The 12,953-nt window shown below is 49.4% G+C and carries 11 protein-coding genes and 1 pseudogene; 9 read left to right on the top strand and 3 right to left on the bottom strand.

Annotation, left to right across the window (positions count from 1 at the left end; all coding sequences use genetic code 11):
• The first annotated feature begins 1,076 nt into the window (after positions 1 to 1,076).
• The 9 genes from JQF37_RS25500 to JQF37_RS25460 all read left to right on the top strand — a co-directional run bounded on the left by JQF37_RS25500 (position 1,077) and on the right by JQF37_RS25460 (position 12,024).
• A complete protein-coding gene (locus tag JQF37_RS25500) occupies positions 1,077 to 2,750 on the top strand; it encodes a sugar phosphate nucleotidyltransferase (protein ID WP_204149793.1) in 1,674 nt (557 codons plus the stop codon).
• Positions 2,747 to 3,151 (top strand): GtrA family protein, encoded by a 405-nt coding sequence (locus JQF37_RS25495; RefSeq protein WP_204149792.1) that lies wholly within the window; start codon positions 2,747 to 2,749, stop codon positions 3,149 to 3,151. The genes JQF37_RS25500 and JQF37_RS25495 overlap by 4 nt, the downstream gene beginning before the upstream one ends.
• Positions 3,148 to 3,846, top strand: a complete 699-nt coding sequence (locus JQF37_RS25490) for a glycosyltransferase family 2 protein (protein WP_204149791.1) — start codon at positions 3,148 to 3,150, stop codon at positions 3,844 to 3,846. The genes JQF37_RS25495 and JQF37_RS25490 overlap by 4 nt, the downstream gene beginning before the upstream one ends.
• A complete protein-coding gene (locus JQF37_RS25485; protein ID WP_204149790.1) occupies positions 3,843 to 4,448 on the top strand; it encodes a phosphatidylinositol-specific phospholipase C/glycerophosphodiester phosphodiesterase family protein in 606 nt (201 codons plus the stop codon). The genes JQF37_RS25490 and JQF37_RS25485 overlap by 4 nt, the downstream gene beginning before the upstream one ends.
• Positions 4,445 to 6,499 (top strand): hypothetical protein, encoded by a 2,055-nt coding sequence (locus tag JQF37_RS25480; protein ID WP_204149789.1) that lies wholly within the window; start codon positions 4,445 to 4,447, stop codon positions 6,497 to 6,499. The genes JQF37_RS25485 and JQF37_RS25480 overlap by 4 nt, the downstream gene beginning before the upstream one ends.
• Positions 6,499 to 7,242, top strand: coding sequence for an HAD family hydrolase (locus tag JQF37_RS25475; protein ID WP_204149788.1), 744 nt, complete (start codon positions 6,499 to 6,501; stop codon positions 7,240 to 7,242). The genes JQF37_RS25480 and JQF37_RS25475 overlap by 1 nt, the downstream gene beginning before the upstream one ends.
• Positions 7,243 to 7,244: 2 nt before the next feature.
• Complete coding sequence (locus JQF37_RS25470; protein WP_204149787.1) at positions 7,245 to 8,270, top strand: class II aldolase/adducin family protein; 1,026 nt, start codon at positions 7,245 to 7,247, stop codon at positions 8,268 to 8,270.
• Positions 8,270 to 10,027: a hypothetical protein gene (locus JQF37_RS25465; RefSeq protein WP_204149786.1), complete on the top strand. Its 1,758-nt coding sequence runs from the start codon at positions 8,270 to 8,272 to the stop codon at positions 10,025 to 10,027. Before JQF37_RS25470 ends, JQF37_RS25465 begins: the two co-directional genes overlap by 1 nt.
• A 239-nt stretch (positions 10,028 to 10,266) precedes the next feature.
• The gene (locus JQF37_RS25460; RefSeq protein WP_204149785.1) at positions 10,267 to 12,024 is read left to right on the top strand and encodes a hypothetical protein; all 1,758 of its coding nucleotides are present in this window, start codon (positions 10,267 to 10,269) and stop codon (positions 12,022 to 12,024) included.
• An 84-nt stretch (positions 12,025 to 12,108) separates the two neighbouring features.
• Here the strand turns inward: JQF37_RS25460 and JQF37_RS25455 are convergent.
• The 3 genes and pseudogenes from JQF37_RS25455 to JQF37_RS25445 form a co-directional block, all read right to left on the bottom strand.
• Positions 12,109 to 12,333: pseudogene (locus tag JQF37_RS25455) on the bottom strand (transposase domain-containing protein); the annotation flags it as partial.
• Between the two features lie 47 nt (positions 12,334 to 12,380).
• Positions 12,381 to 12,641, bottom strand: a complete 261-nt coding sequence (locus JQF37_RS25450; protein WP_204149784.1) for a DUF6429 family protein — start codon at positions 12,639 to 12,641, stop codon at positions 12,381 to 12,383.
• Between the two features lie 69 nt (positions 12,642 to 12,710).
• Positions 12,711 to 12,953 (bottom strand): transposase domain-containing protein (locus tag JQF37_RS25445; protein WP_204149783.1); only part of this gene is annotated, 243 nt, incomplete at its 5' end.

Below are 12,953 nucleotides of genomic sequence, written 5' to 3'. Positions count from 1 at the left end.
TACCGAAGCCGAGCTAGGTCAACCGCCCCCCCCCCTTCAAGCGAACCTTCTCACCTGAAGATAATCATCATGATCGCCATACCGAAGCCAAAGGCGACTGATTTACAGGACGCCATACCAATGGATATCGAGCACTCCGAACCGCATCGGTACAGGGTCGGAGCTCCATAAAAATACTGATCCATCGCATAACCACTCCTTGGCTAGCAGACGCCTCCACTTGTAGCTATTTTTTTCCTTTTAAATCAATGCACTACAGATGAAGCCTCGTGGGTCGCAGGCCCTGTCACAGGAATCAGTTAGCAACCACATCAGCTCATCGCCCATGGAGCACTTAGCCGCAGGGATCAGGATAAATGACATAGAGGTGGCTAGCCGCTTGAGTCACCCGATGCAAGTTTAGTGCACGCTTACAAACAAACATGCGCTTACCACCATTGATCCACGCGAAGCCAAGCGCATAAGCTGGCGGCCGACTCACGCCCTATTGAAGTTTCAAGACAGCTCCTGAAATCATGCACTGACGACAGAAGTAGGCAGCCAGTCGCGCTGCCAATGCTGCCGCATGCTGGAATTTCCGACTTCAGATTATTGCACCCGATGACAAGCGACTTTATTGCTATTCTATTCGCGTTATTGTCGATCCGCAAAAAGGTTCTGCATAGCGCTCCTGCCGGATCCAGTTGTTCGCCAGATGATTTAACGCGTTACCCAGAGCACTTTGTACCATGACCTTCAGTTGAGTTTTAACCAGCCAGATGTTGATCCTAGGGAGGATCGGCAGTTTTTTGACGACCCGCGAAGCGATACCCCTAATTGCGCCACCTTAGGACAATCAGCCCGCATAACAACGGATACACTGGACGGATCACTACCGCCCTTCAGGTAATGTAGCCTGATCAAGGTAATCAAGCCCATCCGCAGCGCGACGTGATCAAACTTTCTCTAGCGAGGTAAAAAGGATGACGCCGTCATAGCTTCGGACTAGAATACAACCTTTTTTGCTATTGATCGCATGGTTGGCACAATGTCTGTGTACAACCTTAACGTCAACACAGTACGTAAACGAGTATATCGTGCAGATAATCATTCCAATGTCAGGTTTCGGCGAACGCTTCCGCCGGGCCGGCTACACGGTGCCCAAGCCCCTTATTGAAATAGACGGCAAGCCAATCATTGGGCATGTCATAGATATGTTTCCCGGTGAAACGGATTTTATTTTTATTTGCAATCAGGACCACTTGGACAACCCTGATTACCGCATGGCTTCTATCCTGCGGCATTACTGCCCTACTGGTCAGGTTATTGGCATTCCGGCTCATAAACTCGGGCCGATCCATGCCGTGCGCCAGGTAGAGCACCTGATAAAACCCGACAGCCCGGTGATCGTTAACTATTGCGATTTTACCTGCTACTGGGATTGGCAGCATTTCAAGCAATTCGTAAAGACTACGGCATGCGTCGGTGCAATCCCTGCCTATAAAGGCTTTCACCCGCACACCCTGGGTAGCACGAACTATGCCTACATCCGCGAAACGCAGGGTTGGGTGCAGGACATTCAAGAGAAGCAACCCTACACCGACAATCGCATGGAAGAGTTCGCATCCAGTGGGACTTATTACTTCGACTCGGGCAAAACCATGAGCGAAGCGTTCCGCAACACCATGGACCAGCAACTCAATGTCGGTGGCGAGTACTACGTCAGCTTGGCCTACAAACCTCTGCTGGCGGAAAAACGGCCCGTCGCGGTTTATCCCCTCCAGCATTTCATGCAATGGGGTACGCCGGATGACGTCCGGGAATACAACGGCTGGTCGGCGGCTTTTGAAACGATGAACCGCCAACTGAAGCATTCGCAGACTTCCCCGACAGGCGCCCTTGTGATCCCAATGGCGGGAATGGGCCAGCGCTTTGCAAATGAGGGTTATGCACTGACCAAGCCGCTGATCCCGGTGTCAGGCAAACCCATGGTCACCCAAGCCACTGGGGACTTGCCCAAAGCCGAACACCACGCCTTCGTTCTTCGCCAGGACATGCCCGGTTACGCCGAGATCGCCAAAGAACTTGAGCGTGTATTCCCCGGCACCGTGATTGAAACAATCCCGCAAGTAACGGAAGGCCAAGCCTGCACCGCGCTGCTCGGGCTAGAGGCTCTGGAGCGTGCCGTCACGGATGTTCAAGGCCCTATTACCTTTGGTGCCTGCGACAACGGCGCCCTTTATGATGAACAGGCATTTCAGGCCTTGGTCGACAACCCTGAGATAGACGTGATTGTGTGGGGCGCGAGAGGGCATGCAAATGCTATCCGTCATCCGCAAATGTTTGGCTGGATCGATGCCGAGAGCGGTCGGATTCGTCGAATCTCCGTGAAGACCCCACTTGAATCCCCGGCGACAGATCCGATCGTACTGGGAACCTTCACATTCCGCCGCGCAGAAGACTTCCGGAATGTGGTTTCGCGGCTGATTCAGCGTGACGGTCGTATCAATGGCGAGTTCTACATTGACTCGACGATTAATGATGCCATCGAATCGGGTCTGCGCTGCGAACTGTTCGAAGTCGATAGTTTCCTGTCATGGGGTACCCCGAACGACCTGCGTACTTTCGAATACTGGCAGTCCTGTTTCCACAAGTGGGCAGGTCACCCTTATCGGCTGCAGAACGATGGTCGAATCCCGCAAGACGCCATTGCCGGACTGGAGTCTCGCTATCAAGCGATGGTGCCCGCGCTGCCAGGCACAACAGCATGATCAAGCGTGAGCTTGCAGTCTTTCTGGTCGTAGGCTCGCTGACTGTCCTGATCGATTTCCTGACCTATCGCGGCCTGGTCTGGACAGGGTGGTTGACTGTCGATCTGGCCAAAGCAGTCGGTTTTCTGACCGGCACCCTGTTTGCGTACTTTGCCAACAAGGTGTGGACTTTCGGCCACCAGGAGCATGCACCTGGCAGCGCATGGCGCTTTGTCCTGCTGTATGCAATCACATTAGGCGCCAACGTTCTGGTCAACGCCGGATGCCTGGCACTGCTCAGCACGCTGCCTATTGCAGTCCCAGTTGCATTTTTGATTGCCACGGGTGTATCGGCCGTTCTCAACTTCCTTGGAATGAAGTTGTTCGTGTTCAAGGCCAGCAACCTTACGGAGAAGTCATGAAGTTTTCGCTAATCATCCCCTGCTACAACGAGTCGGCCAATTTGCCACTGCTGCTGGAACGCTGCAAAGGCCTGGTCGAACAACCTGGCGTAGAGGTGATTCTGGTCGACAATGGCTCCACCGACGACAGTCCGCAGGTTTTAGAGCGCCTGTTACCGTCCTACCCCGGATGCAGAAGCGTTCGGGTCGAGGTCAATCAAGGTTATGGCTTCGGCATTCTTTCCGGCCTGCGTGCAGCTGAAGGCGAGATTCTCGGCTGGACCCATGCAGACCTGCAAACCGACCCGATGGATGCGTTGCGTGGCCTTGCGTACTTTGACCAGCATGGGCCAGACATTTTCGTAAAAGGACGTCGCTTCGGCCGACCATTGGCCGATGTCGTGTTCACCTTCGGCATGAGCGTTTTCGAAACCGTTCTGCTCGGCAAACCGATGTGGGATATAAACGCTCAGCCCACCATGTTTTCCAAAGCCTTTTTCCAGCGCTGGCAGGCAGCCCCATCGGATTTTGCACTCGACCTCTATGCGTATTACCAAGCCCACATGCAGGGTTTGAAGGTTTATCGGTTTGCTGTGCGTTTTGGTGAGCGCGCCCACGGCGTTTCACACTGGAACGTGAACTGGGCAGCCAAAAGAAAATTCATTCGCAGAACTGTTGATTTCAGTTTGCAACTTAAGAAGAGTCTAAGGACATGAAACTCATCTCGCATCGGCGTAACACCCGTCAGGAACTCAATGCCACCGAAGGAAAATATGGCATTGAAGTCGATATCCGCAGCTACGGTAACGACCTGATTATCCACCACGATCCCTGCGTACCAGGTGAATCGTTTGACGAGTGGATTGCCGACTATCGGCACGGAACACTGATTCTGAACGTCAAGGAAGAAGGCCTGGAAGCACGCTTGATCGCGCTAATGAAAGACAAGGGGATCGAAGATTACTTCTTCCTTGATCAGTCCTTTCCTTTCCTGATCAAGTGGTCCAAAGCCGGCGAACGCCGTTGCGCCGTCCGTGTGTCCGAATTCGAATCGATTGAAACGGCACTGACGCTGGCAGGCAAGGTTGATTGGGTGTGGGTTGATTGCTTCACCCAATTCCCACTCAGCCATGACGACGCCAAGCGATTGCAGGATGCGGGCTTCAAACTGTGCCTGGTATCCCCGGAACTCCAAGGCCGTAACGCCGAAACAGAGATTCCAATGCTGGTAAAACTATTAGCTGACCGGAATATCGTTGCCGAAGCGGTTTGCACCAAACGACCGGACCTCTGGGAAACGTTGGCTGCGATCGAATGAATATAAAGCTTCTTTGCCACCCGACCTTTTTGATCGGGTTGGTGCTTCGTCTTGTACTTGTACTATGGATAGCCCCCACACCAGTGACCGAGTGGTATCTGCCATTCCTGGACACCAGCACCAACACGCTGACACTGAACCCGTGGGGAACATGGCTGGATCAAGGTGGCGCAATTACTGCGTTCCCCTATGGCTATGTCATGTGGGCGGCTTTCCTGCCCGCGATTTTGCTATGCAAGGCGCTCTCGCTCCCTCTGATACTCGGCTACGGCCTGACACTGATTGGCGCAGACCTCCTGCTTCTGAACGCACTCAGAAAGATTGTTCCCAACCGCGATAGATTGCTGATCGCAGTGTATTGGCTGTCGCCGATCGTGATCGTTGGTAGCTATGTACTCGGGTTCAACGACCTCATCCCGGTACTCTTGCTTGCAGGATCACTTTACTTCCTCAAGCGTGCACGACTGATACTAACAGGGCTCATATTTGTCACTGCGATCTCGGCCAAGCTGAGCATGGTGCTGGCACTACCGTTTTTCCTGATCTACCTGCAACACAACCGATCTCTGCGCCAGCATCTGCCACGTTTGTTGATCGGCTTGGCCGTGGGTGCAGCAGTGACGATCCTGCCATTTCTGTTGTCCAGCGCAGGCGTCAGCATGCTCCTCAACAACCCGGAAATAGGGAAAGTCTACAAGCTGGCATTCAGCATCGGAGATACCACCCTCCTTTACGTAGTACCCCTCGCCTACTTGCTGATGCTCTATGCTGCCTGGCGGATCAAACGTCCGAACTTCGAGCTCTTCCACTCCATGCTCGGCCTGGTTTTCCTGCTCGTTGTCCTGATGACGCCGGCGTCCCCTGGATGGTTTATCTGGGCCATCCCTTCCTTGGTGGCCTATCAGGCAGCCAGCAACCGGGTTGCGGTCGCCATCACCGGGATCTTCTCGCTGCTCTATGTGGTGAGCGCTCTACTGATTACCCCGGACGCCAAACTGATCGTCGAGCAGACTTCATGGCTGCCGCAAGCGGCCAGCCAATGGTTGTTCGCCGGCAAACTGTCATCGTTGGTTCACACAGCGATGGTCGCGACAGGCGTAGTTCTGGCCATTCGAATCTGGCGAGAGTCCGTCAGCCGCAACGATTACTTCCGCCTCAGCCGCAAACCATTCGTCATCGGCGTGGCCGGCGATTCTGGTGCAGGCAAGGATACCTATTCGGATGCGATAAAAGGGCTGTTTGGTGGCCACTCGGTCACAACCCTTTCCGGTGATGACTACCATTTGTGGGACCGTCAAAAACCCATGTGGCAGGTCATGACTCACCTGAACCCCATGGCCAACGACCTCGAAGGCTTCGCCAATGACCTGGTGGCATTGACCGACTCGAAGAATATCCACTCCCGGCACTACGATCATCAAACCGGCCGCATGAGCCGCCCCTTCATGATCAAGAGTAATGACTTTATCATTGCCAGCGGCCTGCACGCGCTGTACATGCCGATTCTTCGCGAATGCTACAACTTGAGTGTTTACCTCGACATCGACGAAGGCCTGAGGCGCCACTTCAAGCTTCAGCGCGACGTACATCAGCGCGGGCACACCGAAGAGAAGGTGCTGGCCTCCTTCGAACGCAGAGAGCCGGACTCGGCACGCTTTATTCGCCCACAAGCCGCTTATGCAGACCTGGTGCTGTCCTTGCAGCCCATTCATCCGCGCATTCTGGAAGGGGCCGGCAAAAACCACCCCCTGCACTTCAAGATCGTAGCGCGCTCACGTAACGGCCTGAACGAACTCTCGCTCACCCGAGTACTGGTTGGTGTTTGCGGTCTGCATGTCGACATGTCAACACGTAACGACGCGAATGAAGTCGAGCTGACCATAGAGGGCGAAACATCGGCCCAGGACATCGAAATGGCCGCGCGGATGATCTGCCCACGCGTCTTCGAATTCCTCGACCTAAAACCAGAATGGCAAGACGGCGTCATGGGGCTAATGCAACTGATTACCCTCTCCCATATCAACCAAGCACTGACAAAACGGTTTATATAGTGAAGATTTTTGCACCTGAGCGATTCAATCGCCTCCCCGACGCCATACTGTTCGACACCGACAATACTCTGTACCCCTACGATCCGGCACATGCCGCTGCACAGCAAGCCGTCAGGGACAAAGTGGTCAATACCTTTTCCATCAAACCGGAAGTGTTTGACGCAGCCTTCAAGGACGCACGTCAACAGGTAAAAACTCGCCTGAAACACACCGCATCGTCCCATAGCCGTCTTCTGTACCTGCAGCGCATGCTCGAGATCATGGGCCTGGGTTCTCAAGTGCTACTGGCTCTGGATTTCGAACAGACCTACTGGCGCACCTTCCTCAGCAACGCCGTGCTGTTCGATGAAGTAAAAGACTTGTTGGACGACCTGAGACTGCTAGGCATTCCTACCGCCATCGTTACCGATCTGACGGCCCAGATCCAGTTCCGCAAAGTAGTTTACTTCGGGCTCGATCATTACTTCGATTACATCGTCACCAGCGAAGAAGCTGGCTTCGACAAGCCCCACGCAGCCCCCTTCGAAATCGCTCTGGAAAAAATGCGCCCTAAAGGCGATTGCATCTGGATGATTGGCGACAATCCAATCAATGACATCCGGGGTGGTCGAGAAAAAATCAATGCAGTCACCCTACAAAAAATCCACGAAGGAACGCCCCAAGGGGTTGGAGAAAATGCTCCTGATGCTGCGTTTAGTGAGTTTCGTGAACTTCGAAACTTAATTTCCAGACTTGGAGAATGAATATGACCACTAATCCGAGCGCTCTGAGAGACTCTGTCAAAAAATTCTGTACTGATATAGGGGCCGACCCGCTCTTAGTACAGGGCGCGGGCGGAAATGTCTCTTGGAAGGATGAAGATGTTTTATGGATCAAGGCATCAGGTACTTGGCTAGCCGAAGCACAAGAAAAAGACATTTTCGTCCCAGTTGCGTTATCCAAACTACGTTCATCTATAACTTCTGGTGACTTTTCAGCCAAACCGGAGTTGCTGATCGAGACATCGCTCAAGCCTTCTATTGAAACAATTTTGCATGCACTTATGCCTCACAGGGTTGTTGCGCACCTGCACGCCATTGAGATACTTTTCCATCTAGTAAAAAACAATTTCGTCGACCTATTTGAGACTCACATCCCGAAATCTGTTCAATGGGTATACGCAGAATACAAGAAGCCGGGCGAAGAATTAGCGCGCGTAGTAAACAATGCACTTAGCTTAAAAAATGCGAATGTGGTTTTTTTACAGAACCATGGCGTGGTTATTGGAGGAGATTCGACAGATGAAATATTTTCAACTCTAAACATACTCATTGATGGGCTCAAAGCAACCTTACCTCGACAAATCAATAAACAGATCGATTTCGACTCCATCACTACCGGTCCAGAAGCCACATATATACTTTTCCCTGACAACGAAATACATGAACTAGTGCACCATCCAGAGTATTTTTACTCACTAAAAAAACAATGGGCACTATATCCTGACCATGTTGTTTTCTTAGGCGCCCGGCCATTCACCTACACAAGCAAAGACCAGTTTCTTTCATCCATACTTAACAATAAAGAGACACCTGACCTTGTCTTCATAAAAAATACTGGCGTATACATAAAGGAAAATTTCAGTATCGCAAAACGCGTACAACTCCGATGCTATTACGACGTATTGATAAGACTACAAGGCAATGAAAGCCTTCATAGTCTCACGCCTAAACAAATCGCAGAGTTGCTAAACTGGGATGCAGAACAGTATCGAATGAGCATTGCAAGATAATGATGAAAGAAAAATCTACGGACACACTCTCGAATAGGCATTGGCGTCCATTCCTGATCACATTAATCTTTTCAATCTACACACTAGTATCTTTTGGATTTTATTATGAACGCACGCTAAATGGCAATATAGATAACCATATATTATCAAGCGAAATTTTCGGAATTCCAAAGAACATCGAAAACCATGGTGTGAAGCCACTATATCAAGGAGATAAAGATACTGGCTGGGACGGACAATTTTACTACTACATGTCAAACGACATTTTTGGCACCAAAGATGCCGCTGCCCACATAGACACCCCCCCTTATCGATATCAGCGAATTGGCTTATCGCTTTATACAGCTATAATTGCTAAATCAATAGGAAAAAGATGGGTATCGCCTGCCGTTTTTTTTTCAAGCTACTTCTTGTTACTACTAATTGCCACTTGGGCCGGCGCTCGTTTATTTGTAAATCGTGGTGCACCTCCGGAATTGATCCTGCTATGGGCTTTGAGTATCGGAACCCAAATAACATTATTCAACGCATTACCTGACGCAGCAGCTGATGCATTCCTTATCATTGCGTTCCTGACCTGGTTCAGCGAAAGACGGTTTATATCGAGCATACTCTTCACTTTTGCCGCCCTATCTAGAGAAGTTTACATAATATTTCCGATATCTATATTACTCTTGAACTACTTACAAACCTTAAGCATCTTTCCAGACAAAAGCATTAAAGGCCTGATCAGCAACACCTCAAGGCTTATTCCAAAGTACATCCTAACATGGCTTACCCTCCCCATAATTATAACAACCGCCTGGCACGCCTATGTATATTTTCACTTCAAAAAATTGGATTCAAAAGAAGTTGAAGGTATTTTAGGTTTCCCCCTCAAGGCATGGATTGAATATTTCATTTCAGGCGTAAGTGGAAATCATCTACTGCTTGGTCGTGGACTTCCAGCCTATGCAGAAGCGGCATCACTTTTAGTATTCATAATTATTTTAATAATTACATTTAGTCTTGCAATAAGAACATTATTCCTCAACAAAAACAAAGCACCTGATTTCATCAAAGGCGCGGCGTTAACTTGCATTTTGCTCACAGCAATCTATCTCTGCTTCGGCGCCACGGTAATAGCACATTACAGCGGATACTTGAAAGCCATCGGAGTCTTTTTTTTCCTTATACCTTTAATGCTGGAAACTTCGACGACCCGAAAAAAAACAAAAACAATTATCTATCTAGCATTGATAGCTTCAATAATGGCCACATCCACATATAACTTCAGAGCGAGGCTATTGCCATTCCCCCCCGATGACAACATAACTAACATGTCAAAAAACAACGAAACGCGTAGCTTTTCTTGCCTAAAAAAATATGACGCGCAAATAACAATCGACAACATCAAACTGCACAAAGCAAGCTTCTTAAGCAATGCATTCGGCGCCAAAAACAAGATAGTTATAACGCTCAACCTAACTAACACCAGTGATGAATCTTTTGTCTCCGGAAGAAACGCTGGCAATGTTAACATGAGCTCCAACTGGATTGATGATCAAGGTGTCGCAGTCACTGATGGTGTTCGCTCTGCACTGCCTTTTGAACTCCCGCCTGGCCAATCCGTCACGGTAACTGTCATCAGCTATTTGCCGAAAGATAAAGGCCATTACCGCCTAAAATTGAGCCCCGTACAAGAAGGCTGTGCTTGGTTTTATAATGCAAACCCTAATATTGCAGAAACCATAGGATTTGAGCTCAACAACGGATAAGCAATTACAGGCCGAAGATTGAGCTAGTCTCAACTCGGCCTTTCACTTCAAACATACAGCTAAATCATTATAGCCCTTCATTTTGATGTAAACTAAAGCGGAAACTTAAAGATTTTTCCCTCTCACAAGGAACCACTCGATCAGACGCCGAGTCTTAGGAAGATCAGAGACCAAAAATGAAACGTGAAGCTGAAATAAAGCAGTCAATCGTCACTACCATTTTACTCTAGGACTTTGCAATGCAAGCGCCTTTAAACCTCCTAAAAAAAGCCAATAAATACAAACATATATTTGCAACATTTCTGATAACCGCTTCATTCTATTGGGTCCTGGCACTAGCCAATACCTATGGCCCTCTCTTGGGGCAGTTCGATCAATATCTACAACCCGGCGGAATGTGGGCGGCTCCTAACAATATCAAACTTCACGGATATGAGGCGCACTTAAATCCGAGAAAAGATAATCCAGGTTGGGATGGTGAGTTTTATTACTTTATTTCCGACGACCCCTTAATATTAAAAGATACGACCAGCCATCTAGACATGCCTGCATATCGGTATCAGCGCATCGGACTGGGAATTACTGCCAAAATAGTTTCAACCCTAACCCTTTCAAATTGGGTCTCACCAACTCACTACTTTGTCGCTTCTGTGCTCGTTCTTCTTTTAGCTACAATTTCCGCTGCTTTTTTTTTATTCAAGCATGGGCACAAACCTTATTGGGTGCTTCTATGGTCTATGGGAGGAGCACCATTATTTACTATTGTATATGGCTTTACCGACGGAGCAGCTGACGGTTTTTTGATAATCGCAGTAACAGCTTTATCTTCAAAAAGGTACTGTACTTACGTTATTTCAATGTCGCTTGCTGTCTTATCCAGAGAGGTATACGTTTTATTGCCGATACTAATCTTAATATCAACATCTCTCGTACAGTTTAAAAATCCACCGACTGATGACTATATTTCACTGATCAATAAAATACTTAAGAAAATTTCGCCTCATATGCTTGTAATCCTGTGCATGTGCGCATGGCACTTTTACATACATTACCGTCTTGGCACATGGCCGAGTGCATATGCACCATCATCTCAGTTCGCCTTCCCATTCGAAAGTGCAATGAAATATGCCAGCCAAAGTGCCATGGGCCGGACAGTTGCACACTATGGCGACTTAACATCGACCACACCGAAATTCTACCAAGCCATCGGCATCACACTATTTTCACTCATGTTAATTATTGTCATTTACAGCACTGCAAGACAAATCCATAGAAGCTATAATCAGCTCCTTACTGACAACGGTGAATATATCGGAACCCTTATAGGGTTCACGGCTATAGCATTGCTATATAGCGCCCTCGGCGATGTAATGTTCTGGGAACCTGTTGGATACATCAAAGCAGGCACTGTTCTGTGTTTTTTTACCTTATTTGCACACACATCACAAAAAAGAGATATACCATTTTACTTTCTACTCATAGCCATACTTAACACAGGTTTTTCTAGCCACTCTATTTGGAAGCGGATACAAGCGCCTATTACCTCGCTATCCAGCCAATCCAACGCGAATTTCTCATCCGAGCAACCAGGCTGCTTAGTAAACCCATCGGCTACGCTTGAGATAGTAAGTAACAGCAAAATCTCCCCCCCCTTCCCTGTCCTCTCATCGATAATCCCAAAGAGGAACTTAATAACGTTGCATATCACAAACACATCAAAAAACGAAACCTTCTCACCATTTCGCGGGGCAGGCTCAGTCAATGCCAGCTATATTTGGATGAGCTCAGATGGCACCCAAGCAATACAGGAAGGTATACGATCTTTTCTACCCACATCTCTTGATCCAGGAGAAAGCACAGAAGTCCCCGTACTCGTGGAATACCCGAACCACAACGGAAGATACATATTGAGAATGACGCTAATACAGGAAGGGTGTGCGTGGCTTTCTAAACTAAACCCGAGCATTTCGCTGGATATTCCTTACAACCTAGAGTAGCCATTCCAAACAAAAAAGGGATCTGAGAATAATATCGCAATATGCGATCCATAAACCCCACCTACCGCAAGACGGGGCAACGGCTCACCGTGGCATCTCTGGCGTGCAGTTCCACAGCAGTAAGGCTTCGTAGTGTTCGACCGATGAGGCATGCGGCAACCGTTCCAGTACGTGGCGTAGCCACGTACTGGGCTCCTGGCCGTTGATCTTGGCGGTTTCGACCAGGCTATATATCTGCGCACTGGCCGTGGCGCCCTTGGGCGTATCGCTGAACAGCCAAGCCTTGCGGCCGATGACAAATGGCTTGATCGTATGCGATCCATAAACCCCACCTACCGTATGGCCGTGGTATGAAGTCAGGTATCCAAGTCGGATTCATGCTCCACTTGAGTTCTTACCCCAAATAACCGGTCGGCTATCTGCCGGCCGCGCTCCAGCCCTTCAGCCGTCAACCAAATCGATTTGTTCTTGTTCACCGGATTGCTGATGAAACCATGTTCATGCAATCGGCTCATGGTCTCGAAGTCGAACCCTTTCCAAGCATTGCCGTTATCAAAACTGAAGGTTACCAACAGGGCAAGCACGGCTTCTTCAATCAATTTATTGTCGTACTCCATGATCGTTGCTCCGCTTGTATTCTTTAAACTCATCGTAAACCCCACCAGCGATCAAGATGGATCGCGCGTTTAACTATACGATACCGGCGAGCAGTTCCAGGGCAGTAAAGCTTCGTAATCCTCAACCGAAGAAGCTGTCGGAAGGCGCTCAAGTGCGTGGCGCAGCCACGCATAGGGCTCTTGGCCGTTGGCTTTAGCCGTCTCGACCAAACTGTAAAGTTGAGCACTGGCCGCTGCGCCTTTGGGCGTGTCGCTGAACAGCCAGTTCTTGCGCCCGACAACGAAGGGCCTGATCGCACGCTCTGCCGCATT

Source organism: Pseudomonas sp. MIL9, assembly GCF_016887925.1.
GTDB lineage: Bacteria > Pseudomonadota > Gammaproteobacteria > Pseudomonadales > Pseudomonadaceae > Aquipseudomonas > Aquipseudomonas mohnii.
Note: the sequence above shows the minus strand (reverse complement) of the source record. Positions and strands in the feature narration are given on the sequence as shown.